The organism is Stagnihabitans lacustris (assembly GCF_025950525.1).
Lineage (GTDB): Bacteria > Pseudomonadota > Alphaproteobacteria > Rhodobacterales > Rhodobacteraceae > Stagnihabitans.
On record NZ_JAPDGS010000005.1, the window covers coordinates 91,638 to 115,176 of the forward strand.

Here is a 23,539-nt window from a genome sequence, read left to right on the forward strand (position 1 = left end):
GCCGTCGCATACGAATTCATTTTCAGTCTGTCTGGGATTCCGCCTGTCTGGCGCGAAAATCAAGGGGCGCCAAACAAAGCTCTTGCCTTGCGCGGGACGGCGGGCCTATCGTGCTTGCACACGTATGCAAATCCGATTCCCGGAGCAGGGCGGCGGCATGATCTTTGTTGTGAACCGGTCAATTCGACCGGCTGATCCTGATTGTCCTCGTGTTCAATTCGGCCGCCGTGGCATGGGAAACCGCGCCCGGGCCTATCACTGATGGCGGCATGACCGCCGGCTGAACGGAGACGACCATGGCTTCTCGCTTCAATAACCTGCCCGATTATATCCAGGGCGTCACTTATGAAATCTGGGAGGGCCGCGATATTGCCTCGCTGCACCAAGCTTATGGCAAGACCATGGTGGCCCGCTCCACCCTTGGCGTCATGGTTGGCGCCCATGAGGTGATCCATGACACGCTGGCCAGCCAGGCCGCCTTTCCCGACCGCCAATGCCTGGGCGACGAGGTGATCTGGTCGGGCAATGAGGCGGATGGCTATCTGTCCTCGCATCGGTCGATGATCGTGGGCACCCATACCGGGCATGGCGTCTTTGGCGCGCCGACGGGCAAGGTCGTGGCCGCGCGCTGCATCGCGGATTGTTATGTGAAGGATGACGTGATCGACGACGAGTGGCTGTGCTACGACATGGCCGACATGGTGCAGCAGCTGGGCCATTCGCCCGAAAGCTGGGCGCGGCAGTCGATCGCGCGTGAGGGCGGGGCGGAAAAGGCGCGGCGGCCCTTTGCCCCGGCACTGGATCTGCCCGGCCCCTACAAGGGGCGCGGCAATGACAGCCCGGTGGGGCACCGTCTGGCCACGATCCTCAACCGCATGATGTCGATGGATTTTTCTGTGGTGCGCGCGACTTATGACCGCGCCGTCCACGTCTGGCATCCTGGCGGCGCGACCGGTTGGGGCGTGCCCTATGCCGAGGCGCAGTGGCTTCAATTCCGCACCGCCTTCCCGGATGCGACCTTTGCCATCGACCATCAGATCGGCCGTTCCGACCCCGGCCAGCCCGACCGCGCCGCGATCCGCTGGTCGCTGACGGGCACCCATTCCGGCTTTGGCACCTATGGCGCGCCGACCGGGGTTCCGGTCCATGTCATGGGCTTTACCCATGCCGAATTCGGCCCCTGGGGCCTGAAGCGCGAAGTCTCGCTCTGGGACCCGGTGTCGATCTGGAAGCAGATCCTGCTAGAGCGGCCGGACCACACTTACCTGGGCTGAGGCCGCGGGGATTGCGCGCAAGGGTCGGGGTTTCCCCGGCCCTTTTCCCTTGAACCATATTGGGTCGCGGGACTGCATTACCTCACGTCACCGGGGGAAGTTTATTGAGAAAAGGCGGCACTTCCGCACGTTGAAGACCCCTCAATTCCGCCTTCGCCTGTTCGAAAATTCCGCCGCCCGCGCCCTTGGACTTGCAGCCAGTTTCAGGCTTGCTTTCGATCACACGGGACGCGTGAAAATCCATATCGCCATCGGTCGTCCCGAGGCCTTCACCTGGCCAGAGGTCAAGTCCGCGATCATGGATGCCAAGAATGAGCCGCTGGCGCGCGATCCTGAAGTTGACCCGCCGAAATGAAGTGCGGCAACTCATCCGACAGACGAAAACAAAATGAAGCCGGTCCCGAAATCAGGATCGGCGTCGTTCAATTAAGCCAACATCTTTGGCCATTCCTCCCGCATCGTGGCAAGAATGACGGCGGTCGAGGCCGCTATGGGACCGACTTGGCCCAAGGACCGCATCCCCAGTTTCGCCAACCGTCCCCCGCGGCTTTCCAGGTCGCGGGTCGCCTTCATCCCGCGCCTGGCGCCTTCGGCTGCGGCGTCCGGGGGGGCAGGGCACAACCCCGACCGCGGCCGCCCGCCCCGCACGAACCCAGGCGCCCACCATGGCCTTGTCGCCCGGCGTGGCCCCGCCACCGGGCGCGGCGCCCGCGCGACATTGCGGCAGGGCGCGTCAAGCAGCGCCCTGATGCCGGCATCCAGCATCATCGCCCAGACCGAGGCTCTCGCCATCTGACGCTAGGTCGCCTATGCGCCGACCCGGGAGCGGTGCAGCACCACCCCAGTTCGGCCAGGATCGGCGCCATCTGCGCGTCCACCACGGCATAGGCAGGGGCAAGCGGGCCGCGCCACATCCCGGTTTCGCCACGCAGGCCCGTGCCGATCTCCATCTCGCCGGGGCTGATGTCGATCGTCGGCCGCCCCGTCTGGAGCCGCGAGCAGGGCGACACGGCCAGATCCATCGACTGCGTGGCGTCCAGCACGGCCGTGAAGCGGTAGGGTCAGTCATCTGGCGTCTCCTGGGGGCGGGCAAGGATGGCGGCAGAGGAAAGGCCTTGCCGCCGGTCGAACACCAGGTGATGGGGACGATCAGGGGTGAGACCTCGTCCATCATCGCCCAAAAGCGGGTCTGCAGGGCGTCGGTGGTCGGGCCGGGGGCGCCGTCGCCGATGGGCCCCTCCACCTGAACGACCGGGGTGATGCCGCCTGCGGTGGTGGCCCCCAAAGACCTCGTCAGCAGAAAACAGCGCCTTGACCGTGGCGACGGCGACCAGGGTGGGGATGCCCATGGCGGTTGCGATTTCCAGCGTGGAACGGCGGTTCAGGCCGGGCCACGGCCGATTTGGGGTCATGCTGTTCATCGAAGGGCTGATCTGGGCTGTTGTCCCAAGTGCCACAGGCGCCACGGCGATGACTTGGAACCGGGGCGCAAGGATTTGTCCGCAGATGAAAATTTCGAGGCGGATCAGGCCCCCCCGATCTGGCCCCCCCCGATCTGGCCCCCCCGATCAGGCCCCCCGATCTGGCCCCCCCGGATCAGCTTTGGGGCGGGTTTCTGCGCCATTCGCGCGGCGACACCCCATGCCCGTGCCGGAAGACCCGCGAAAACCTGCTGATTTCGGCAGACCCAAGGCGGTAGGCGACCTCGGCGACGTTTTGCGCGGTGTTGGACAGCACCAGCGCCGAGACCTTTTGGCGGACCTTTTGGACCAGGACCTTGAAGGTTTTGCGCTCGACCGAGAGGCGGCGTTGCAGCGTCAAGGGCGGCAGGCCGGCGCCTCGCACTGCGGATGGCCGGTCTTCATCCGGTCAAGGATCGCGTCGCGCGCCAGATGCGCCACGGTATCGGCGGTCTCATGGTGCTGACGATCCGACAGGGCCTGCAACACGGCCGCGATCAGGAAGGGGACATGCCTGGGCCTCAAAGCCTTAGGCGCCGAGGTCCGCACCAAGATCGAATTCTGCGGCTGGTCGAACGCCACATCGCCGCCGAAGGCCTGGGAACAGGCGGTGGAAAGCTTTGCCGCCTGGGCGCGTTCCGGGGTGTGCCGCGCCGCCCCCAAACGCGTCGAAGTCACTGGCAGATGGCCGAACAGCCCGAAACTTGCGGGTGCGAGATGGGGACCGAACCAAGGGGCCAAAGCGGTCGTTGCCCGTGGCGCTGGCTGCGATGTCCAACACGTTGCACAGGCGCAGCCGGGTTAGCCGCGCGGAAGCCTGCAAAGGCAAGGGGCGCAAGGCCCTCCCGCGTCAAGTCGGTCGGCGCCGATGCCATGGCCCTCGCTGCAATCGGCAAGGCCTGTGGTGGCGCTGGCCAGAACCACGGCCTCGGCGCCCGGTGTCAGGCTTTTGGAAGCAAGGTTCGCCAAGCCTTGCAGATGCGGAAGGGCGGGCTTGGCTGCGTCGACACCTGGCATTTGACCCGGGCGTGGTGGGCCCGGCCAAGCCGGCCTGAAACGCCTTCATCGACATGATGCAGGCGCCCGAGGTGAAGAAGCGTGTCACCGGGGTTGGCGGCTGTTCGGACACAATCGACAAACGCGAAATCTCGGCCGAGCAGGAGCGCAGGCTTTGCCTCATGGACCGCGCGGCCGAGATCGCCGGGCTGTCCATGTTCGACCACCCCGCCTCACCCAAGAAATCAGAACGGCCAGGTCCGATGCCCAGTCCGCCTGACGCCAGGGGGCAGGGCTGCGGCCCTGACCCTAGCCGGAAGAGGACCGGCCCATGACCCACGGTATCCGAGTTTGACGGCGTCTCGCGCCATTTTGGCCCGGTTCAGGCCCTGCAGATCCCGAGCCTGGACATCGCCCAGCATAAGTTCATCGCCATCCACAGCCCCAGCGGGTCAGGCAAAAGTACGCTGCTGTGGCTGATCGCGGGCCCGCCCATGGCCGCATCGCCTTCAGAGGGCAGGATGTTCCCGCACCCTGCGCGGGAACCTGGCCTTCCCATAGCAGATGATGGGCGATCCAGGCCCGCAGCGCAGTTGGATTGGGCGCGGGCGATCCTGTCGCTGTCCGGCCGGATGGACCGCTCTCCTTGCCAGCTGTCGGGCGGCCCGCAACTGCGCCTGGCGCTGGGGCGCGGGCTGGTGGGCAATATCAGGCTGCTGTTGCGGGACGAACCCTGGCCAACCCGGACCGCGCATTGCGCGAGGAGATCCAGATCCGCCGCAATCAAAAGCGGCTGGGCATCCCCTTTATCCCTGTGAACCACAACCAGGAAAAGGCCCTGTCGATGGCCGACCGCATCGCGCTGATCCACAAGGGAAGGATCAAGGCGCTGGGGGCGCGGCAAGAGATCCACGCGCTCGCCCTTTGTCGCGTGCTATGTCGGGCGCTCGACCCGGTTCGAGGGGCTGGATGACGGGCAGGGGAAAATCACCTTGCCGGCCCGTGGCTGCGACTTTGCCGCGCCGCAGGCCGCCAAGGTCCCCGCCAAGGTCCCCGTCGAAGTCTTCGTCCAGAACAAGCGGTTCACCCTGTCCCCGCCCGAGGCGCCGGGCATCGTGTGCACCGTCACCGACCTCGCCCTGCGCGGCCCCTTGGTCGAGGTGATCCCGAAGGCCGCCCATGGCGATGCGATCCGCGCGGTCCAACCCGGCGCCGAGGCCGCCCAAGCCATCGGCGCCCGGGTCGCCCCATCTTGGGGAAGCGTGTCTTGGGGAAGCGTGTCCGGGGGAAACCTGTCCGGGGGAACCGTGTCAGGGGGGCGCCGTTTCCTTGGGGGGCCATATCTTGACGGCAGGCCACTGACCCATGACGAAACGGCCTCTCCTCTGACTTCGCACCGGGGTCCCGCACCTGTTTTTGGTCCTGCCGCTGGGCGCCCTCAGTTTCTGGCAAGCCGGGAATTGCAAGATCCTGTGCGAGCGGTCGGCGGTCAACCATGTGACGCTGTTGACCGAGACGGCCCATGTCACGTTCTTTCTGCGCTCGCGGGGGCTGGCGCTTCTGGTTCCGGCCTTCCTGGTCGAGCGGTTCTGGCCCATCGCTTTTTTCATCCTGCGCATTGGCGGGCGCTATCGGACCATTCTGTCGCTGCTTCTGGCCGCTGAACCTGTCGGGCGCGGTGAGCGGGTTTCTTCTGGCCTTCGTCCCGACGCTGTCGGCCTCGCGCGCCAAGGTTCCTCGGCGGGGCGAATGGCACGCTTGATGGCATGTCGGTGGCGTGTGCCGTTCGGGACTAGGGCGCTGGGGGCGGCCATGGGGGGCGTGCTGTTCGCCTTCTTGGCCGCGGGGCTTGGGCTTTTGGCGCGGGCCGTGACCCTGCGGCGCAGCGGCTTTGCCGGCATGGGGCACGTGATGGAAAGCCTGTCAAAATGGGCCATGGCCGCGCTGGTGATCCTGACCTTCGGTTTTCGGTCTATGCCGGTGGTGCATATCCTGTTTGCCGCGCTCTGCAGCCAGCCGAACTTTCCCGGTCCGCCGGACCTGCGGTTTGACACCGATGTCCGACTGGCCTCGAACTCGGTCTATGGCGGGGCCTTCGTCAACAGCCTGATCGACCTGGTGGTCCTTGTGGCGATCATGGTGCTGGGGGCAGGGGCGAATTTCGTCAGGCAGGACGGGCCATCGGGACTTGATCAAGCGTGACCTGACCATGGGGGATCGGCCCGGCGCTGGCCAAGCGGGGGCGGGCCTTTCGGCGGCGGCCTTCAGTCTTTCTTGCCGCTGCCCAGAAGGAAGCCCAAGACCGCCAACCCGACCAGGGGCAACCAGACCGCCAGTTCCGACTTTTGGCCCTGAAGCGTCTGGCGAAGCTGGGTGGTTTCGGGGCCGAACAGATCGGGCAGATGCCGGCGACGCCGCGCGATCAGCCCCAGGATCAGCGACAGGACCAATCCGCCGCAGCCCAGCATCAGCGCGGCGGCCAGCTGGCCCCAGGCTTCGGCCAGAGCGATGAAACCGGCCAGCGCCAGCCCCATGATCCCGATCAGCGCAAACAGAAAGGCCAGCGCCCAAAGCCCCAGCGTCACGCCCATCCGCCGCAGCGCCTGGCCCACCACGAACCGCGCCAGCGTCAGGGCCAGTTGCAAGGCGGCCATCCCCTAGCGCCGCCCGAACAACAGGCCAAGCAGCAGCCCGGCGCCCCCGGCCAGGGCCATCGCCTGCGCCGGGTTCTTGCGGGCAAACTCGGTCGCCTCGGTCAGCTTTTCCGCGGCCGAGGCCATGGCGTCGCCCCTCAAAGTTTCGGCCCGCGACTGGCCAAGCGCGGCCAGAGTCTCGGCGATCCGGGCCATGTCGGCACGCAGTTGGGCGATTTGCTCGGCCAGGTCTTGCTGCTCGGCCAGGTCTTCTTGCTCGGTCAGGTCTTCGGGGGCGGGTTTGGTCATCGGGTCTCTCCTGGGATCAGGCGCCGCGGACGCGGGGCGACGCGGGGCGGCACGGGTTTGGCGGGGCTTTGGTCAAAGGCGGCCTGGGTCGCGGACTCCAGCGTGGTCACGGCGAAATCGGCGCCCAGGTCCAGCGCCTCGTCCAGCTTGGCTGCAGGCACCGGGGGGAAATGGCGCAAGCCGCTTTCGGCATCATGCAGCCCCTGCGGCATCTGCAAGATTACGACGCCGACGCGCAAACCCGGGGCCGCGCGCTTCAGTCGGCGCAGATGCAACAAGGAGGCGCGGGTGGCGTTGCGGTCCAGAAAGGTCAGGATCAGGCAGGCGCACCCCGGCAGGTCCAGCAGCGCCAAGCGTGAGGGCGCAAGGTCCAGATGCCCCCGCGCCTGCGCCACAGCGCCCTCGGCCGTCAGGTTCTGCGCCAGGATCAGCGCCGCCACATCGTCGATCGCGCTGCGCCCCCCCACAACGGCCACAACGGGGCCGGTGGGCGCGGTCGTCTCTTCGGTCAGTTCCGCAGCCATCGCCGAGGCGACCAGGGCCAAACGCTCTTCCTGCGCGGTCGTCAGGACGCCGCGGTCCAGGTCGTCTTGCGCCAAAAGCAGCGCGGGGATCAGGATATCCTGATGATAATCGGCCAGGGCCATCGTCTCCAACGCCTCTTCGGCGCTGAAACTCGCCTCTAGCGCGTCGCCCACCAAAAGCCGCTGATACAGCCGCGCATGGGGCGCCAACATCGGCTCGTCACCCAGAAGGATGTCGAACAGCCCGAATTGCGGCACATGGCGGCCCAGAACCACCAGGCAGACCGTCAGCGGCGTTGACAGGACCAGCCCCAGCGGCCCCCAAAGAAAGGTCCAGACCAAGGCCGCCACGATGATCGCCAGCGGACTAAGCCCGGTGCGCGAGCCGTAAAGCCAGGGCTCGACCACATTCGACGTGATCAGCTCCACCGCCCCAAACAGCGCCAGCGTCCACAGCACCGCCGACCAGTCGGGTGACACGGCAAAGGCCAAAAACAGCGGAAAGGCCGCAGCCAGGGCCGAGCCGATGAAGGGCACAAAGCGCAGGATCAGGGTCAACAGCCCCCACAGGGCCGCATTGGGCACCCCGATCAGCCACAGGCCAAGGCCGATGGGCAGGGCATAGACCGTGTTCACCAAAAGCTGGATCAGCAGATAGGTCGCCACCCGCGACCCCGCCTCTTGCAGCACCTGCGTCGTGCGGTGCAGGTCGTTCGACCCCACCAGCCGGATAAAGCGGTCGCGCAGCGTCTCGCGCTCTAGCAGCATGAAGATCACCAGGACGATGACCAGGCCCGTGCTGGCCGCCGGTCCGATCAGCGGCAGGACCAGGCCTTGCACGACATCCAGCGCATTGGTCGGCTGCACGACCTCGACCGCCATGGGGGCGGTGCCCGAGGCGGGCAGGGCGGCCCCGATCTGCGCATTGATCGCCGAGATCATGTCCGACAGCTGCGCCACCAGGCTGCTGCCCCCGCCCGCCGCCTTCAGCGCCTGAACCTTGGCCAGGATATTGGCCTGAAACGCCGGCAGGTTCTGCGCCAGCGACCCCAGCTCGACGCCAAACACCAGGGCGACCGCGCCGATCAGGGCAAAGGCCAGGCTGACGACGGCCAGCACCGTCACCAGCAAGGGAAGCCCCTGACGGCGCAAAAAGGTCACGACGGGCGCCAGGGCAAAGGTGATCAGCATGGCAATGGCCAGCGGCACAAAGATGTCCTGCGCCACGGCCAGGACGGTCGCAACCCCCACGACAGCCGCCAGTTGCAGGATGGTGATGCGCCCCGCCGGGATGGGAAGCTCAGGCGCCGGATTTTCGGTCAATCTTGGCATCTTGTCCCATATCTTGCACCGCTCCATGGTGGGCCAATGGGCGGGGGTGTCAACGACTATCGGGCCGGGCGGGGGGACACAGGCCGTTGGTGTGGCGACTTGCACGGCGTGGCCGGGTCGATGGTCAGCGGCTTATGACAGGGCGGTCCGGGCCTCGTCCGCGATGCCCGACAGGATGCGGCGGATGGTGGCAATCTGCGCCGTGGCCTCGTGCCTTTCCTGACCCAGGCGGGTGTCCAGATCCTCACCCGGAGCCAGCAGCGTGGTCGAGGCCGCGCGCATCGGGATCACCGGATCGGGCGGGTCAGAGGCAAAACGGTAGGCGGGGGCGAACATGCCGTTTTCCTCTTCGCAGCCAAAGGCCCGCACCTGGGGCGCCTCACCCAACAAAAGCAGCCGGGTCAAAAGCCCCTTGATGTCGATGTCACCCTCTCCGGTCCGGCAGGCGCGATGGGCAAAGCCGTCCCGGTCGGCCAAGATCACCGCGTCCTTGATATGGACATCGGTCACATGCGGCGCCATCCGCGCCAAGGCCGCCTCTGGCGTCTCGAAGGCGTTGATCATATTGGCGAAATCGTAAAGCAGCGTCAGGCGCGGGTTGTCCACCGCCTGCAAGATCGCCACCAGTTCCCGTGATGTCAGGTCCTCGTGCTGTTCCAACAGGAAGTCCAATGACCCCTTGGGGTCCAGCACCGTCAGGCGCCGCAGGTCGGCAATCGTCTGCGCCATGACCTGCGAGACCGGGCCGGCATGGCGCGGATAACAGCGGACCGAGGTGGCGCCGGTGTCCCGCGCCACCTGAATGGCCGCACGCAAAGTGGCCTCGTCGGTGGCCGAGGTCTCGATATGAACTTCCAGCCCCAGTGCCTGCGCCAGCGCACCAAACCCGGCCCGGGTGTCGGGGGCGTGCAAAAGCGAACGCGCCTCGCCGTCCTCGACATGGATCTTGACCCCCGCCATCCTTTGCTGATCGGCAAAGCGCAGAAAGTCGATGGGCATGGCAGAGCCCAGGCGGAAGTTCAGGTGCCAGGCATAGGCATGGGCGAAAAGCCTGACCCCTTGGATGCGCGGGATCAGACGGGCGGCGTCATGGCGGTTCAAGGCGGCTCTCCGGTGGTTAGGCCGACCTTTGGGCGTAGCGCGGTCAAAGGCAACACGGATATGGCGGGCCCCGGAGTTTCGGGGCGGTTCAGGCCGGACCTCTGCCAGCGGTCTTGCGCCGGGGAATCATAGGGCCATCGGGCGCCCTTCGGCCATCCGCCAAGCCCGGGGCCGTCATCCGCCGACCCCGGGGCGGGATATTTGCCAATGGTCGCGCGCCCCTGCAGGTCGCGGCTTGCCCGATCCAGGCTCTCTGACTCGCTATTGCATTTAAACATTCGAATGTGATAATGCGAAAGCGTGACCGATGTGAGGATACCTGCCATGCGCCTGCCGTCCCGTTTCTTCAGCCTCGCCCTTCTGTCCCTGGCCTATCCGGCCACGGCAGAGCCCGCCGGGCTTCAGCCCGTTCCGGTGACCGAGTGGAAAGCGGTTTATGCCGAGGTCACGCCGCGGGATCGCATGCCGGCGCGGGCGCGGCTGGGGGGGACGCTGGTCGAACTTTCCGTGATCGAGGGCGACCTTGTGACCTCGGGTCAGGCCATCGGGCGGATCGTGGATGAGAAGCTGGAGTTCCAGATGACCGCGCTTGACGCGCAGCAGGGCGCACTTCAGGCGCAGATGACCAATGCCAAGTCCGAGCTTGCGCGGGGGGAAAGCCTTCTGAAGCAAGGAGTTGCCACAGAACAGGGCCTGGACGCGCTGCGCACCCGAGTTCAGGTCTTGGAGGGCCAGCTTGCCGCCCTTGCGGCTCAGGCCGATGTCTTGGCCCAGCAGATCAAGGATGGCACGGTCTTGGCCCCCGCGGCGGGACGGGTGTTGGATGTGCCGGTGTCGAAAGGCGCGGTCGTCATGCCCGGCGAGGCGGTGGCCACGATTGCCGGCGGCGGCACCTTCCTGCGGCTGCAGGTCCCCGAGCGCCATGCCGGCGCCCTGCACCAGGGTGACACGATCCAGATTTCCGAGGGCGATGCCACGCGGTCGGGCCGGCTCTCGCGCGTTTATCCGTTGATCCAGAACGGCCGCGTGACGGCGGATGTCGACTTGGCGGGCCTGTCGGATGCCTTTGTCGACGCCCGCATCCTTGTGCGTCTGCCGGTGGGCCAACGTGAGGCGCTGATGGTGCCCGCAGCCGCCTTGCACGCGCGGGCGGGGCTGGATTTCGTCACGGTGCAGGGCAGCGCGGGCCCGGTGAGCCGCGCGGTTGTGCCGGGTGACACCCAGGTGATCGACGGCGCCGAGATGGTCGAGATCCTCAGCGGCCTGCAGCCAGGCGACGTGCTGGTGGAGGCCACCCATGACTGACCCATCTGACAAGCCCCTTGGCCTCGCCGGGCGTCTGACGGCGGCCTTCATCAAATCGGCCCTGACGCCATTGTTCATCCTGGCCGCCCTCGCCGCGGGCCTTTTGGCCGTGGTCTCCCTCCCCCGCGAGGAAGAGCCGCAGATTTCGGTGCCTCTGGTCGATATCTTCATCCAGTCGCAGGGCCTTGCCGCCCAGGACGGGGTCAAGCTTGTGACCGAGCCCATGGAAGTGATCGTCAAGGCGATCAACGGGGTCGAACATGTCTATTCCCAGACCCGCGACGACAGCGCCATGGTCACGGCGCGCTTTGCCGTGGGCACCAATTCCGACGACGCCATGTTGCGCGTGCATGACAAGGTGCGTGCCAACATGGACCGCATCCCCGTTGGCATCCCCGAACCCCTGATTGTCGGGCGCGGCATCGACGACGTGGCGATCCTGTCGCTGACGCTGTCGTCGGCGCCTGGCCAGGACATCCCGGCCGGAGACCTGACCCGCATCGCCCGCACCCTGCAAACCGAGGTCGCCAAGGCCGACAATGTCGGGCTGACCTACCTGGTCGGCGATGCCCAGGACGCGGTGCAGATCCAGCCCGACCCCGACCGCCTGGCGCTTTATGGCGTCACCTTGCAACAACTGGCGCAGAAGGTGGGGCAGGCCAATCGCACGCTGAACACCGGCCGCTTGCGCGATCAGGGCCAACAGGTCGACCTGGTCGCAGGTCAGACCCTGACCGCCCCGGCCGAGGTCGCAAAGCTGCTTTTGACCACGCGTGACGGTCGCCCGGTCTATGTCTCGGATGTGGCCAAGGTCGCCTATGTGGCCGATACCTCCGAGCATATCGTGGCCAACATCACCCGCGAGGGGCGCTCGCCGGCCGTGACACTCGCCGTGGCCAAGCGCGCCGGCGCCAATGCGGTGGTCGTGGCCGAAGAGGTCCTGGCCCGCGTCGAAGAACTGAAGGGCCACCAGATCCCGGACTCGGTGATCGTCACCGTGACCCGCGACTATGGCGAGACGGCGAACGAGAAGGCCAACGAGCTTTTGTTCCACCTTGGCCTCGCCACGGTCTCGATCATCCTTTTGGTCTGGCTGGCGATTGGCTGGCGTGAGGCCGTCGTGGTTGCCATCGTCATCCCGGTGACGATCCTGCTGACGCTGTTTGCCGCCTGGCTCATGGGCTATACGCTGAACCGGGTGTCGCTGTTTGCGCTGATCTTTTCCATCGGCATCCTGGTCGATGACGCCATCGTGGTCATCGAGAACATCGCCCGCCATTGGGGGATGAGGGACGGCCGCACCCGCACCCAGGCCGCCATCGACGCGGTGGCCGAGGTCGGCAACCCGACCATCGTGGCCACCCTGACCGTGGTGGCGGCGCTGTTGCCGATGCTGTTCGTGTCGGGCCTGATGGGGCCCTATATGTCGCCCATCCCGGCCAATGCCTCGGCCGCGATGATCTTTTCCTTCTTTGTCGCGGTCATCATCACCCCCTGGCTGATGGTCAAGATCGCGGGCCGCGCCGAAATGGCCGCCCATGGCCATGACGACACTTACGGCGGCCATCACGGCGGCTGGATGGAACGCGCCTATGACCGCGTCGCACGGCCCCTCTTGGCCACCAAGGCGCGCTCGCTGGGCTTTCTGCTGGGGACGGCGGCGCTGTCCTTCGGCTCGCTGGCCGCGCTTTACACCCGGGATGTGACGGTCAAACTGCTGCCCTTCGACAACAAGTCGGAACTGTCGGTGATGATCGACCTGCCCGAGGGCGCCTCGGTTCAGGCCACCGACCGCGTGGCGCAGGATGTGGCTGCCGTGGTCATGCAGATGCCCGAAGTCACCTCGGTCCAGACCCATGCCGGCACCGCGGCACCTTTCAACTTCAACGGCCTGGTCCGGCATTACTACCTGCGCCAAGAGCCGCAATTGGGCGAGGTCGCGATCAACCTGGCCCCCAAGGGCGACCGCGCCCGCGCCAGCCATGACATCGCGCTGGACCTGCGGGCGCAGCTGGCCGCCCTGCCGCTGCCCCCCGGCACCAGCCTGAAGGTCGTTGAGCCCCCGCCCGGCCCGCCGGTGATCTCGACCCTTTTGGCCGAGGTCTATGGGCCGGACGCCGCCACCCGCCGCGCCGCCGCGGCCCAGATCGAGGCGGCCTTCAAGGCGGTGCCCTTCGTCGTCGATGTGGACAACAGCTATGGCACGCAAGGACGCCGCCTGCGGGCCAGGATCTCGAACGACAACCTGGATTTCTTTGGCGTCCAGGAATCCGATGTTTTCGACACGATGGCGCTGTTGAACGGCAGCCAGACCGTCGGCTATTCCGCCCGCGGCGAAGGTCGCCTGCCGATCCCGTTGCAACTGGCGCGCCCCAAGTCGGACCGTGTCATGGATGAACGCTTTCTGACCACGCCCATCCCCGCCAACGCGCTGCCCGGGGCTCGCGGCGTGGTCGAACTGGGCGATGTGGTGACGGTGGCCGAGGAACCGGCCTCCTATCCCATCTTCCGCCACAATGGCCGCGATGCCGAGATGGTCAGCGCCGAACTGGCGGGCGACTTCGAGGCCCCGCTTTACGGCATGCTGGCGGTGGCCGACCAGATCGCGGCGCAAGACTGGCCCGCCGGCGCGCCGACGATCAGCCTGCATGGCCAGCCCGAGGACGAAAGCAAAGTCACCCTCCTGTGGGACGGCGAATGGGAGGTCACTTTCGTCACCTTCCGCGACATGGGCGCGGCCTTTGGCGTGGCGCTTCTGGGGATCTATATCCTGGTTGTCGCGCAGTTCGGCTCTTTCCGGCTGCCCCTGGTGATCCTGACGCCGATCCCCTTGACCTTCCTGGGCATCATCGCCGGGCATTGGCTGTTTCACGCGCCCTTTTCGGCCACGTCGATGATCGGCTTCATCGCTTTGGCGGGGATCATCGTGCGCAACTCGATCCTGCTGGTCGATTTCATCCGCAACAGCGGTGAGGTCACGATTGACACCCTGATCGAGGCCGGGGCGATCCGCTTCAAGCCCATCCTTCTGACCGCTGTGGCCGCCATGATCGGCGCCGTGGTGATCCTGACGGACCCGATCTTTCAGGGTCTGGCCATCTCGCTGCTGTTTGGCCTGCTGTCGTCCACCCTGCTGACCGTCCTGGTCATCCCCGCCATCTACCGCGTGTTCAAGACCTGATCCGGGCGGGAGGCCCGGAGTACCATTGGAGGAAATCATGGCACATGTCGTCGTCCTGGGGGCCGGGCTCGGAGGAGCCATCATGGCCTATGAGCTGAAGGACCAGCTGCGCAAAGAAGACACGGTGACGGTGATCACCAAGGACCCGACCTATCACTTTGTGCCCTCCAACCCCTGGATCGCCGTGGGCTGGCGCAAGCGCGAAGAGATCACGGTGGACCTTGCGCCTGTCATGGCAAAGCGCGGGATCGACTTCATCCCCGTGGCGGCCGAACAGCTGCACCCGGCCGATAACCGCATCCAGTTGGTCGATGGCCGCTCGGTCAGCTATGACTACCTGGTGATCGCCACCGGCCCCGAATTGGCCTTCGACGAGATCCCCGGCCTTGGGCCTCATGGCGGGTTCACCCAGTCGGTTTGCCATATCGACCATGCCGAAAAGGCCGAACAGGTCTTCCAGGAGCTTCTGAAGAACCCCGGCCCGGTGATCATCGGCGCGGCCCAGGGCGCAAGCTGCTTCGGCCCGGCCTATGAGTTCCTGTTCATCCTGGAAACCGCGCTGCGCCGCGCCAAGATCCGCGACAAGGTGCCGATGACCTTCGTGACCCCGGAACCCTATGTGGGCCACCTGGGTCTGGACGGCGTCGGCGACACCAAGGGCCTTCTGGAATCCGAGATGCGCGGCAAGCACATCAAATGGATGACCTCGACCCGGGTGAAAAAGGTCGAAGCGGGTCAGATGACCGTCGAAGAGGTCGGTGAGGACGGCGTGGCCAAGCCCGAAAAGGTCTTGCCCTTTGCCTATTCGATGATGCTGCCCGCCTTTCGCGGCATCAAGCCGGTCTCGGGGATCGAGGGCCTGAGCAATCCGCGCGGCTTTACCATCGTCGACAAGCACCAGCAGAATCCGACGTTCAAGAATGTCTTTGCCGTGGGCGTCTGCGTCGCTATCCCGCCCATGGGCCCGACGCCGGTGCCCTGCGGCGTGCCGAAAACCGGCTTCATGATCGAATCCATGGTCACCGCCACGGCGCACAACATCGGCAATCTGGTGCGCGGCAAGGCGGCCGACGAACAGGGCACCTGGAACGCCATTTGCCTCGCCGATTTCGGCGACGGGGGCATCGCCTTTGTGGCCCAACCGCAAATCCCGCCGCGCAATGTCAACTGGTCGGCTTCGGGCAAATGGGTCCATCTCGCCAAGGTCGGCTTCGAGAAATACTTCCTGCGCAAGTTGCGCCAGGGCAAGTCAGAGCCGTTTTATGAAAGCCTTGCGCTGAAGGTTCTTGGCATCGACAAGCTGAAAGAAACCACCAAGGGCTGATCCGCAACCGCCGCGCCCCCAGACCACCCGAGGCGGCAATCCCCGGGACATCTCACCCGCTTCAACGACTTACCGAAAGGAAAACCCATGACCCTCGACCGTTCCGTTCTTCTCTTTGCCGGTGTGATGGTGCTGCTCAGCGTCGCGCTGACCGCCTTTGTGTCGGCCCATTTCGTCTGGTTCACTGTCTTTATCGGCGCGAACCTGATCCAGTCTTCCTTCACCGGCTTCTGCCCCGCCGCCACGGCCTTCCGCGCCCTTGGCATCAAGAAGGGCTGTGCCTTCGAATAGATGCGCGTCACGGCCATGGCTTTGATTGCAGCCATGGCCGTTGCGATCCGCAAGTCGTCCGTCCGAGGCTGCGGCCGGTGGCGCGCCTCTGGTGCCCCGGCCCGAACGGGCGCAAGCCGGGGGCCGCGCCATCCGGCGGGGAAGCGGCAAAGGGCCGGAGACCGAAAACGGCCCCCGCGCGCCCCGTGCTTGCCGGTCAGGCCCGCTTCATCGGGCAGGTCGACAGGCCAATCACGCTGTAAAGCGGGCAATTGCCGATCAGGCCGGTCACGAGGGGCAAGACCCCGATCAGCTTGGCATAATGCCAGACGCCCGCGCCGTTGTCGGCCAGAAACCACGCCAGAAGGCCAAGCCCGACGATCACCCGCAGGGCCCGATCCATCATGCCTTCGTTGGTCTTGAACATCGCTTTTCTCCTGAGGCTGGCCGCGGAATTCTTCCGCGCCGCAAGGCTGCACGATAGGCCTGTTGTGCCCCCGTTCCATGATCTGTGTCATATGGACCCAAGGAAACCTGGTTTTGTGCCGGGGTCTGGTTGATCGCTCTCCGCCTGACCCGGCCGAGCGGGCCTTGGCGGGGTCAGGCCCCGTGCAGCTTTGCCACCAGTGCTTCGATGGCGGGCTTTTCGGCATCCGAGGACAGCGCCAGGGCCCTGCCATAGGCGGCATGGGCCTCGGGCCGGCGCTGCAGGCGGGTCAGAAGATCGGCCTCGGCCAGATGCGCCAGGCGGTAGTTGGCAAGCGGACCCTGCGTCAGGGGCTGCACCATCGCCAGGCCCGCCGCAGGCCCGCGCACCATCGCCAGCGCCATCGCCCGGTTCAGCCGCACCACGGGCGAGGGCTGCAACCGCTCCAGCACGGCGTAAAGCCCGGCGATTTCGGCCCAATCGGTCGCTCCGGCACTGGGCGCGTTGGCATGTAGCGCGGCAATCGCGCCCTGGATCGTGAAGGGCCCGACCGACCCGCTGGCAAAGGCGCGCTCGATCAAGGCCCGGCCCTCGGCGATCATCCTATGGTCCCATTGGCCGCGGTCCTGATCCTCCAGCGCCACCGGGGCGCCGTCCTTGAACCGCCCTTGCCGCCGCGCCTCGTGGCACAGCATCAGGCCCAAAAGCCCCAGGACCTCGCCGTCCTGCATCAACGCTCCCAGGTGGCGGCAGAGCCGGATCGCCTCGGTCGACAGGTCGGGGCGCGGGGCTGCGGCGGACAGATAACCTTCGTTGAACACAAGGTAGATCACATGCAAGACCGCCTGCAACCGGGCGGGCAATTCGGAGGGTTCGGGGATTTCATAGCCCAGCCCCAGCGCCTTGATCCGTGCCTTGGCGCGCACAATCCGTTGCGCCAGCGCGGGGGGGCGGATCAGAAAGGCGCGGGCGATGTCCTCGGTCGCAAGCCCGCAGACGGTGCGCAGGGTCAGCGCGACCTGGGCTTCGGGCGGCGGGGCAGGGTGGCAACAGGTAAAGATCAGCCGCAAGCTGTCGTCCTGCCATTCGGGCGCCAGTTCGGGGGCGGGAAGGTCGGGCAGTTCGCCCCCCATCCGCGCCTCGCGCCGCATCTGGTCCAGCGCACGGAACCTTCCGGCCGAGACAAGCCAGCCGAAAGGGTTGTCGGGCAGGCCCTGGCGTGGCCATTTCTCGGCCGCGGCCAGAAAGGCTTCGTGCAGGGCCTCTTCTGCCCGGTCGAAATCGCCCAAAAGCCGGATCAGCGTCGCCAGCACCCTTTGGCGGTCCTGCGCCCAGATCGCGGCCAGGTCGATCATGCCCGCGTCAGCACATCAAGCGGGCGGAGTTCGATCGAACCAACCTTGACCAAGGGCATCCGCGCGCCGATCTGGATGGCCTCGTTCAGGTCGCGCGCCTCGATCAGGATGAAGCCTGACAGATGCTCTTTCGTCTCCATGAAGGGGCCGTCGGTCAGGGTCAGCGCCCCGTCCCAGGCCCGCAGCGTGATGGCCTCATGCGGCTGTTTCAGCGGCTCGCCCAGAATGTAATGGCCCGAGGCGATCAGGCTTTCGTCGTAATCCAGCATGGCATTGCCAAAGCCGTCGCGCTCGGCCTGGGTCATGGCGGCGAACTTGGCTTCGTCCAGATAGATCAGGAACATGTATTTCATGGCGGCCTCCCTTGGGCATGGTGATGCCATGTAACCGGATGGGGAAGGCGGTTTTCGACAGGGGGTTGGGAAAAACTGGGGGTGGGTGGGAAAAAACTGGGGGGATGGGAAAAAACTGGGGGGATGGGAAAAAACTGGGGGGCGGAACGGGCGCTTTGGTCGAAATCGCCGGCCCCGGCGCGGTTATCTTCAGGTGCGATCTCCGCGCCCGGAGGTGAGGATGATCGACCTGTTTTCCGCGATGATGATAGAGGCGCTGCGCAATCCAACGGTCCCCAGGCCGCACAGAGGAGGTCTGGCGGCCTGGTTCAGACGGGTTTGGCGCCTTTAGGCCCCGGGGTCAGAGCAAAAGCCGATGCGTCGTGGGGGCAAAGCGGCGCTCCATCGTCGCATCCGGGTGGCGGGGGCGGGGCGGCAGGGTCAGGGGGACCGTGGCGCCGGTCCGGATGGCCTCTTCGATGGCCAGAAGGGCGGCCATGTCGGCCAGACCCTCGGCGCCATCGGCCTCGGGCGGCTGGCCCGTGGCGATGCAGTCCGAGAAATAGGCCAATTGCCCCGCGAAATGATCGACCGCTGGAAAGTCGGTGACGGTGACGCGGTCGCCTTGCCGCAGCCGCAGGGACATCGCCGGTTCGAAGCGGAAGGCCGGGTCGACCGTCAATTCGCCATGGGTGCCAAGGACGCGGTAATATTCGACCGCCTCGGTGCCAAAGCTGCAAAAGAACTGCGCGAGGCCTTGGGGAAAGCGCAATGTCACCGCGATATGGGCGTCGATCTCGGCAAATCGCGGGTCATCGGGGCTGTGGGCCATGGCCTGCACGGCCAGAGGCTCGGCGGCAAAGACATGGCGGGCGGCGTTCAGGCAATAGACGCCGATGTCCTGCAAGGGCCCGCCCCAATGCGAGGCCTGAAGCCGGTGGTTGCCGATGGCGCTTTGGAAGCCGAAGGCCGAGGAGAAATGCACCGGTTGCCCGATCTTGCCATCGCGGATCGCTTGCAGCGCCGCCAGCGTGCCGGGTTCATTGTGCAGCCGGTAGGCGGTCATCAGGAACCGCCCCGCGGCCTCGGCGGCTGCGATCATCGCGCGGGAGTCCTCCAGCGTCGTGGCCAAGGGCTTTTCCACCAGGACATGTTTGCCCGCCTTCAGCGCCCGGATCGCATAATCGGCATGCATCGAATTGGGCAGCGCGATATAGACCGCGTCGATCCGGTCAGAGGCCACCAGCGCGTCGTAATCGGCGTAGCCAAGCACCTCGGGGATGGCGTGGAAATCGGCCAGCTCCCGCGCGCGGGGATGGCCCGAGACCAGGGCCTGCACGCGGGAGTTGCCGGTGGCGGGGACGCCGGGCAGGAAGGCTTCTTGCGCGATCCAGCCCGCGCCGATGACAGCATAACGGATCATGCGCGCACCGGCTTCTTGCCCAGGATGATCATGGCCAGGATCTCTTCGTCGGTCACCTCGTCGACCTTCACCGTGCCGACCAATTGGCCATTCTTCATCACCGAGGCGCGGTCGCACAGCTTCATCACATTGTGGATGTCATGTTCGATCAGGATGATGCCCAGACCCTGGGCTTTCAGCTCCTGGATCAGCTCGGCCACCATCTGCGTCTCATGCGGACCAAGAGCGGCGGTGGGCTCGTCCATGATCAGGATCTTGGCGTTGAAATAGACCGCCCGCGCAATAGCCACCGACTGGCGCTGACCGCCCGAAAGCGCGGAGACCGGCACCGAGAACTTGCGGAAGTTTGGGTTCAACCGGCCCATGATGCGGCGGGTCTCTGCCTCCATCCGGGCCTCGTCGATGAAGCCCAGGCGGGTCATCATCTCGCGCCCCAGAAAGAGGTTGGCCGCCGCATCCAGGTTGTCGGACAGCGCAAGGGTCTGATAGATCGTCTCGATGTTCAGCGCGCGGGCGTCGCGGGGGTTCTGGATCGTCACCGGGCGACCCTCGACCAGGATCTGGCCCTGGTCCGCCTGATAGGCGCCGGACAGGCATTTGATCAGCGTCGATTTGCCCGCGCCATTGTGACCCAGAAGGCCCACGACCTCGCCCGGCATCAGGTCGATGGTGACGTGATCCACCGCCTTGATGCCGCCGAAGGAAATCGAGATGTCGCGCATCTCCAACAAAGGTGTCATGTCAGGCCCCCATGCGCTTGCGATAGAAGATGTCGATCCAGACGGCGATGATCAGCACGCCGCCCACGACGATGTTCTGAAAGGGCGTATCCACCCCGATCATCGCCATGCCCGATTGCAGGGACTGCATCACCAGGGCGCCCAGAAGCGCGCCATAGATCGTGCCGACGCCGCCGGCCAAGGCCGTGCCGCCGATGACCGTGGCCGCAATCACCTTGAGTTCGTCCAAAGTGCCGATGTCATTGCCGTGGCTTTGCAACCGCGCCTGCGCCACCAGCGCCGCCAGACCACACAGGAACCCCATCAGCGCAAAGATCTTGACCGTCATCATGCGGGTGTTGATCCCCGACAGCTCTGCCGCATCCGGATTGCCGCCGATGGCATAGATATAGCGCCCCAGCCGGGTCTTTTGCGCGATCACGGTCATGGAGACCGCCACCGCCACCAGGATCAGCACGGAAATCGGCAGGCCGTGATAGGCCACAAAGCCCTCGGGCACCGCCATGCCCTGCGCCTCGAAGATGCGCTTCAGCTTGCCGACCGGGATTTCATAGGAATTGACCAAGGCCACAAAGCCCAGGATGCCGCCCGCGATCATGGCGATCAGCAGGCCCTCGGCCCAGACCGGCTTGACCAGGAAGCCGTGGCGCTGCTTGCCGCGCCGGGCCGAAAGCACCGCAGCCGAGGCCGCCAGCGTGGCCAAAGCGCCCAGAACCCAGCTCCACTCCGGCCCCATCACGCCCTCGGTCCCGCCAAAGGCCAAAAGCCGCGGGTCCCGCAGGGCCACCGATTGGCCATTGGTCGTATACCAGGCGACGTTGCGCCAGATCAGCAGCCCGCCCAGCGTCACGATGAAGGACGGGATGCGCTGATAGCCCACCATCCAGCCGGTGGCGGCGCCAATCAGCGTCCCCGCGCCAAGGCCCACCACGATCGACACAACCAAAGTCGTCCCCGTGCCAAGCCCCGTCACCTGCACCAGCCATTGGGTCTGCAGCATCCCCATGATCGCCGAGCAGGTGGCCAGCACCGATCCCACCGACAGGTCGATATTGCGCGAGACGATGACAAAGACCATCCCCGTCGCCATGATGCCCACGGAGACCGTCTGCACCGAAATGTTGAAGATATTGCGCGCCGACAGGAAGGTTCCGCCGGTCTGATATTGAAACACCAGGCACAGCACCGCAAAGGCGATGATCATGCCAAACAGGCGCTTGTCCAGCTCCAGCGTGTCGGCAAGGCTGCGGCGGGTTGGGTCGCTCATGGGATTATCCTTGCAAAATGGCGCCGCCCCGGGTGGGACGGCGCCTTTCTCGCCCAAAGGTTACTTGCAGACGTCGACCGTGGCGCCGCCCTGGCAGAGCAGATCCTTGGTGATCCAGCCCGCATCCAGAACGACATTCAGGTTGGCTTGCGTGACCGGAACCGGCTTCAGAAGGACCGAGTTCAGCTCTTTGCCGCCCGGCGACTTGAAGACGGCCGAACCTTCGACCTCGGTCATGGCCTTGCCCGAAGCCAGCGCCACGGCGATCTCGCCTGCGGCCTTGCCAAGCGCGCGGCTGTCCTTCCAGACCGACACGGTCTGCGTGCCAAGCGCCACGCGGTTCAAGGCGGCCATGTCGCCGTCCTGACCCGAAACCGGCATCCCCGCCAGACCCTGCGCGGTCAGCGCCGCCACGACGCCACCTGCGGTCCCGTCATTCGAGGCCACAACGGCATCGACGCCGTTGTCGGTCTCGGTCAGGATCTGTTCCATGTTCTTTTGCGCATTGGCGGGCTGCCAATCGTCGGTATAGGCCTCGCCGACGATGGTGATGTCGCCCGCGTCGATGGCCGCTTGCAGGACCTCTTGCTGACCGCCGCGCAGGAAGTCGGCGTTCGGATCGACGGGCGAGCCCTTGATCATGACATAGCGGCCCTTGGGCATCGCCTCCAGCACCGCGCGGGCCTGCATCCGGCCCACTTCGACATTGTCGAAGGTCAGGTAAAAGGCGCGCGGATCGTCGATCATGCGGTCATAGCCGACGACCGGGATGCCGGCATCGGCGGCGGCATCCAGCGCCGGGCCGATCGAGGCCGAGTCCTGCGCCAGGATGATCAGCGCCGAGCAGCCTTGGGTGATCATGCCTTCGATATCGGCCAATTGCTTGGTGGCCGAGGTCTGGGCATCGGCCGAGACATAGGTGGCGCCAGCGGCATCCAGGGCGCCCTTGATCGCGGCCTCGTCGGTCTTCCAGCGCTCTTCGCGGAAGTTCGACCAGCTCACGCAAACGGACATGTCAGCCGCTTGGACAGTCGTGCTGAGCCCGGCCACCGCAACGGTGGCCAGCAAGATTTTCTTCATCATTTGTAGTCCTCCCTGGGAATATTGGCCTTTGAATACTGGCTTCCCGGGCCAGCAGGCATATTCTCCGGCCTTCATAAGATGCAGATTCGGTTTATTTGTCAATTTCAATCGTAGGCAATAGACGTTGCCAATGCGGTTTTCCACGTCGCAACGTCCAATGCTTGCGCGGGGGGCGGGGGGCCATTACTCTGACCTGCGAAGGAGCCGCCCATGTCCGACTACCGCCCGCCCGAGACCTATGAGGATCTGATCCGCCTGATCCATGACCGCTTTGAGAACACCTCGAAAAGCTATCAAAAGATCGCGGTTTTCCTGACGCAGAACCCCAATGACGTGGCGGTGATGTCGGTGAATGCCATCGGCGAGAAATGCGGCATCCATGCCTCGGGCTTTGTGCGCTATGCGCAGACCTTGGGGTATAAGGGCTTCAAAGAGATGCAGACGGTGTTCCAGCGCCGCCTGTCGACGGCCGCGCCGGGGTTCGACGCCCGCATCAAGGCGCTGGAGCATGAATTGGGCGCGACCGAGGGCGGGATCGGCCATCTGCGCGACCTTGTGGTGCGCGACATGGCCTCGTTGCAGGACCTTTTGGCCAATACCAGCGCCCATGACCTTGAGGCTGCGGCGGCCTTGATGGAGGCGGCGGATACGATCTATCTGGTGGGCCAACTGCGCTCGGAGCCGGTGGTAGGGCTGTTGCGCTATGTCCTGACGATGCTGGGCAAGCGGACGGTGCTTCTGGATGCCAGCGGCGGCCTGACGACCCATATGGCCAAGGTGGCGCGGCCCACGGATCTGCTCTTCGCTGTCAGCTTCCGGTTCTATGCGACCGAGGTGGTGAATGTCGTCGAAGAGACCGCCGCGCGGGGCGTGCCGGTTGTGGCGATCTCGGATTCGACGCTGTCGCCCTTGGCGAAGTCGGCGCGCGTGCTTTTTGCGGTGCCCGAGCATGAATACACCTTCTCGCGCAGCCTGGCCGCGCCGATGTGCCTTGCCCAGGCGCTTTGCGTGGCCATGGCAGGCCGCCAGCAGGGCGAAAAGCCGCGGATTCCGGTGGTCACGGGGCCGTAAACTCGGGGTGTACCCCGGGCTACGCTGTGGAAGCAAAGCGCCCTTGCGGGAAACGGACCTCTCGCCTCACGGGCGTAGGGCGGGATTTATCCCGCCGGCCCGGGGACATGGTGAAAAGGGCGAGACGGCTGC

The 23,539-nt window shown here is 65.7% G+C and carries 23 protein-coding genes; 9 read left to right on the forward strand and 14 right to left on the reverse strand.

Going from position 1 to position 23,539, the window contains the following annotated elements; all coding sequences use genetic code 11:
• Window positions 1-296 precede the first annotated feature (296 nt).
• Both NX862_RS13410 and NX862_RS13415 read left to right on the forward strand, forming a co-directional pair.
• Complete coding sequence (locus tag NX862_RS13410) at window positions 297-1,274, forward strand: nuclear transport factor 2 family protein (RefSeq protein ID WP_264494428.1); 978 nt, start codon at window positions 297-299, stop codon at window positions 1,272-1,274.
• Between the two features lie 232 nt (window positions 1,275-1,506).
• Window positions 1,507-1,629 carry a hypothetical protein gene (locus tag NX862_RS13415; protein WP_264494429.1) on the forward strand — a complete coding sequence of 41 codons (123 nt, stop codon included), beginning with the start codon at window positions 1,507-1,509 and terminating at the stop codon, window positions 1,627-1,629.
• Between the two features lie 409 nt (window positions 1,630-2,038).
• Here the strand turns inward: NX862_RS13415 and NX862_RS13420 are convergent, their stop codons facing one another.
• The 3 genes from NX862_RS13420 to NX862_RS13430 all read right to left on the reverse strand — a co-directional run bounded on the left by NX862_RS13420 (window position 2,039) and on the right by NX862_RS13430 (window position 3,475).
• Complete coding sequence (locus tag NX862_RS13420; protein ID WP_264494430.1) at window positions 2,039-2,317, reverse strand: dihydroxyacetone kinase subunit DhaK; 279 nt, start codon at window positions 2,315-2,317, stop codon at window positions 2,039-2,041.
• Window positions 2,318-2,870: 553 nt separating this feature from the next.
• Window positions 2,871-3,095 (reverse strand): helix-turn-helix domain-containing protein, encoded by a 225-nt coding sequence (locus NX862_RS13425; protein ID WP_264494431.1) that lies wholly within the window; start codon window positions 3,093-3,095, stop codon window positions 2,871-2,873.
• On the reverse strand, window positions 3,092-3,475 hold the full coding sequence (locus NX862_RS13430) for a hypothetical protein (protein ID WP_264494432.1): 384 nt from the start codon (window positions 3,473-3,475) through the stop codon (window positions 3,092-3,094). Before NX862_RS13430 ends, NX862_RS13425 begins: the two co-directional genes overlap by 4 nt.
• A 1,009-nt stretch (window positions 3,476-4,484) precedes the next feature.
• Between NX862_RS13430 and NX862_RS13435 the strand changes: the two genes are divergently transcribed.
• Together NX862_RS13435 and NX862_RS13440 are read left to right on the forward strand one after the other, a co-directional pair.
• Window positions 4,485-4,703, forward strand: a complete 219-nt coding sequence (locus NX862_RS13435) for a P-loop NTPase family protein (RefSeq protein ID WP_264494433.1) — start codon at window positions 4,485-4,487, stop codon at window positions 4,701-4,703.
• Window positions 4,704-5,146: 443 nt separating this feature from the next.
• On the forward strand, window positions 5,147-5,932 hold the full coding sequence (locus tag NX862_RS13440; protein ID WP_264494434.1) for a hypothetical protein: 786 nt from the start codon (window positions 5,147-5,149) through the stop codon (window positions 5,930-5,932).
• A 62-nt stretch (window positions 5,933-5,994) separates the two neighbouring features.
• On the opposite strand, the gene NX862_RS13445 is transcribed toward NX862_RS13440, so the two are convergent.
• From NX862_RS13445 to NX862_RS13460, 4 genes are all read right to left on the reverse strand, one after another.
• Window positions 5,995-6,384 (reverse strand): hypothetical protein, encoded by a 390-nt coding sequence (locus NX862_RS13445; protein WP_264494435.1) that lies wholly within the window; start codon window positions 6,382-6,384, stop codon window positions 5,995-5,997.
• Between the two features lie 3 nt (window positions 6,385-6,387).
• Window positions 6,388-6,672: a glycine zipper domain-containing protein gene (locus tag NX862_RS13450; RefSeq protein WP_264494436.1), complete on the reverse strand. Its 285-nt coding sequence runs from the start codon at window positions 6,670-6,672 to the stop codon at window positions 6,388-6,390.
• Window positions 6,669-8,519, reverse strand: coding sequence for an AI-2E family transporter (locus NX862_RS13455; RefSeq protein ID WP_264494437.1), 1,851 nt, complete (start codon window positions 8,517-8,519; stop codon window positions 6,669-6,671). The genes NX862_RS13450 and NX862_RS13455 overlap by 4 nt, the downstream gene beginning before the upstream one ends.
• A gap of 141 nt (window positions 8,520-8,660) precedes the next feature.
• The gene (locus tag NX862_RS13460) at window positions 8,661-9,629 is read right to left on the reverse strand and encodes a sugar phosphate isomerase/epimerase family protein (protein WP_264494438.1); all 969 of its coding nucleotides are present in this window, start codon (window positions 9,627-9,629) and stop codon (window positions 8,661-8,663) included.
• A gap of 324 nt (window positions 9,630-9,953) precedes the next feature.
• Between NX862_RS13460 and NX862_RS13465 the strand changes: the two genes are divergently transcribed.
• The 4 genes from NX862_RS13465 (at window position 9,954) to NX862_RS13480 (ending at window position 15,730) form a co-directional block, all read left to right on the forward strand.
• Entirely contained in the window at window positions 9,954-10,934 is a 981-nt protein-coding gene (locus NX862_RS13465) for an efflux RND transporter periplasmic adaptor subunit (protein ID WP_264494439.1), read from the forward strand.
• The gene (locus NX862_RS13470; RefSeq protein WP_264494440.1) at window positions 10,927-14,115 is read left to right on the forward strand and encodes an efflux RND transporter permease subunit; all 3,189 of its coding nucleotides are present in this window, start codon (window positions 10,927-10,929) and stop codon (window positions 14,113-14,115) included. Before NX862_RS13465 ends, NX862_RS13470 begins: the two co-directional genes overlap by 8 nt.
• Before the next feature lie 37 nt (window positions 14,116-14,152).
• The gene (locus NX862_RS13475) at window positions 14,153-15,439 is read left to right on the forward strand and encodes an NAD(P)/FAD-dependent oxidoreductase (protein WP_264494441.1); all 1,287 of its coding nucleotides are present in this window, start codon (window positions 14,153-14,155) and stop codon (window positions 15,437-15,439) included.
• Window positions 15,440-15,526: 87 nt separating this feature from the next.
• A complete protein-coding gene (locus NX862_RS13480) occupies window positions 15,527-15,730 on the forward strand; it encodes a YgaP family membrane protein (RefSeq protein ID WP_264494442.1) in 204 nt (67 codons plus the stop codon).
• Window positions 15,731-15,926: 196 nt separating this feature from the next.
• On the opposite strand, the gene NX862_RS13485 is transcribed toward NX862_RS13480, so the two are convergent.
• From NX862_RS13485 to xylF, 7 genes are all read right to left on the reverse strand, one after another.
• Window positions 15,927-16,136: a YgaP family membrane protein gene (locus NX862_RS13485; RefSeq protein ID WP_264494443.1), complete on the reverse strand. Its 210-nt coding sequence runs from the start codon at window positions 16,134-16,136 to the stop codon at window positions 15,927-15,929.
• 173 nt (window positions 16,137-16,309) lie between these two features.
• Window positions 16,310-17,491: an RNA polymerase sigma factor gene (locus NX862_RS13490; protein WP_264494444.1), complete on the reverse strand. Its 1,182-nt coding sequence runs from the start codon at window positions 17,489-17,491 to the stop codon at window positions 16,310-16,312.
• Window positions 17,488-17,844, reverse strand: coding sequence for a YciI family protein (locus tag NX862_RS13495; protein ID WP_264494445.1), 357 nt, complete (start codon window positions 17,842-17,844; stop codon window positions 17,488-17,490). The genes NX862_RS13490 and NX862_RS13495 overlap by 4 nt, the downstream gene beginning before the upstream one ends.
• A gap of 340 nt (window positions 17,845-18,184) precedes the next feature.
• The gene (locus NX862_RS13500) at window positions 18,185-19,246 is read right to left on the reverse strand and encodes a Gfo/Idh/MocA family protein (protein WP_264494446.1); all 1,062 of its coding nucleotides are present in this window, start codon (window positions 19,244-19,246) and stop codon (window positions 18,185-18,187) included.
• Window positions 19,243-19,986, reverse strand: coding sequence for an ATP-binding cassette domain-containing protein (locus NX862_RS13505; protein WP_264494447.1), 744 nt, complete (start codon window positions 19,984-19,986; stop codon window positions 19,243-19,245). The genes NX862_RS13500 and NX862_RS13505 overlap by 4 nt, the downstream gene beginning before the upstream one ends.
• 1 nt (window position 19,987) lies before the next feature.
• The gene (locus NX862_RS13510; RefSeq protein ID WP_264494448.1) at window positions 19,988-21,253 is read right to left on the reverse strand and encodes a sugar ABC transporter permease; all 1,266 of its coding nucleotides are present in this window, start codon (window positions 21,251-21,253) and stop codon (window positions 19,988-19,990) included.
• A 60-nt stretch (window positions 21,254-21,313) separates the two neighbouring features.
• Complete coding sequence (gene xylF, locus NX862_RS13515; RefSeq protein ID WP_264494449.1) at window positions 21,314-22,336, reverse strand: D-xylose ABC transporter substrate-binding protein; 1,023 nt, start codon at window positions 22,334-22,336, stop codon at window positions 21,314-21,316.
• Window positions 22,337-22,546: 210 nt separating this feature from the next.
• Between xylF and NX862_RS13520 the strand changes: the two genes are divergently transcribed.
• Window positions 22,547-23,407 (forward strand): MurR/RpiR family transcriptional regulator, encoded by an 861-nt coding sequence (locus NX862_RS13520; RefSeq protein WP_264494450.1) that lies wholly within the window; start codon window positions 22,547-22,549, stop codon window positions 23,405-23,407.
• The last annotated feature ends 132 nt before the right edge of the window (window positions 23,408-23,539 follow it).

Coding starts and splice junctions, on each gene's coding strand:
- NX862_RS13410 (WP_264494428.1), top strand. CDS start 297: ATGGCTTCTCGCTTCAATAACCTGCCCGATTATATCCAGGGCGTCACT.
- NX862_RS13445 (WP_264494435.1), bottom strand. CDS start 6,384: ATGGCCGCCTTGCAACTGGCCCTGACGCTGGCGCGGTTCGTGGTGGGC.
- NX862_RS13450 (WP_264494436.1), bottom strand. CDS start 6,672: ATGACCAAACCCGCCCCCGAAGACCTGACCGAGCAAGAAGACCTGGCC.
- NX862_RS13465 (WP_264494439.1), top strand. CDS start 9,954: ATGCGCCTGCCGTCCCGTTTCTTCAGCCTCGCCCTTCTGTCCCTGGCC.
- NX862_RS13470 (WP_264494440.1), top strand. CDS start 10,927: ATGACTGACCCATCTGACAAGCCCCTTGGCCTCGCCGGGCGTCTGACG.
- NX862_RS13475 (WP_264494441.1), top strand. CDS start 14,153: ATGGCACATGTCGTCGTCCTGGGGGCCGGGCTCGGAGGAGCCATCATG.
- NX862_RS13480 (WP_264494442.1), top strand. CDS start 15,527: ATGACCCTCGACCGTTCCGTTCTTCTCTTTGCCGGTGTGATGGTGCTG.
- NX862_RS13485 (WP_264494443.1), bottom strand. CDS start 16,136: ATGTTCAAGACCAACGAAGGCATGATGGATCGGGCCCTGCGGGTGATC.
- NX862_RS13490 (WP_264494444.1), bottom strand. CDS start 17,491: ATGATCGACCTGGCCGCGATCTGGGCGCAGGACCGCCAAAGGGTGCTG.
- NX862_RS13495 (WP_264494445.1), bottom strand. CDS start 17,844: ATGAAATACATGTTCCTGATCTATCTGGACGAAGCCAAGTTCGCCGCC.
- NX862_RS13500 (WP_264494446.1), bottom strand. CDS start 19,246: ATGATCCGTTATGCTGTCATCGGCGCGGGCTGGATCGCGCAAGAAGCC.
- NX862_RS13505 (WP_264494447.1), bottom strand. CDS start 19,986: ATGACACCTTTGTTGGAGATGCGCGACATCTCGATTTCCTTCGGCGGC.
- NX862_RS13510 (WP_264494448.1), bottom strand. CDS start 21,253: ATGAGCGACCCAACCCGCCGCAGCCTTGCCGACACGCTGGAGCTGGAC.
- xylF (WP_264494449.1), bottom strand. CDS start 22,336: ATGATGAAGAAAATCTTGCTGGCCACCGTTGCGGTGGCCGGGCTCAGC.
- NX862_RS13520 (WP_264494450.1), top strand. CDS start 22,547: ATGTCCGACTACCGCCCGCCCGAGACCTATGAGGATCTGATCCGCCTG.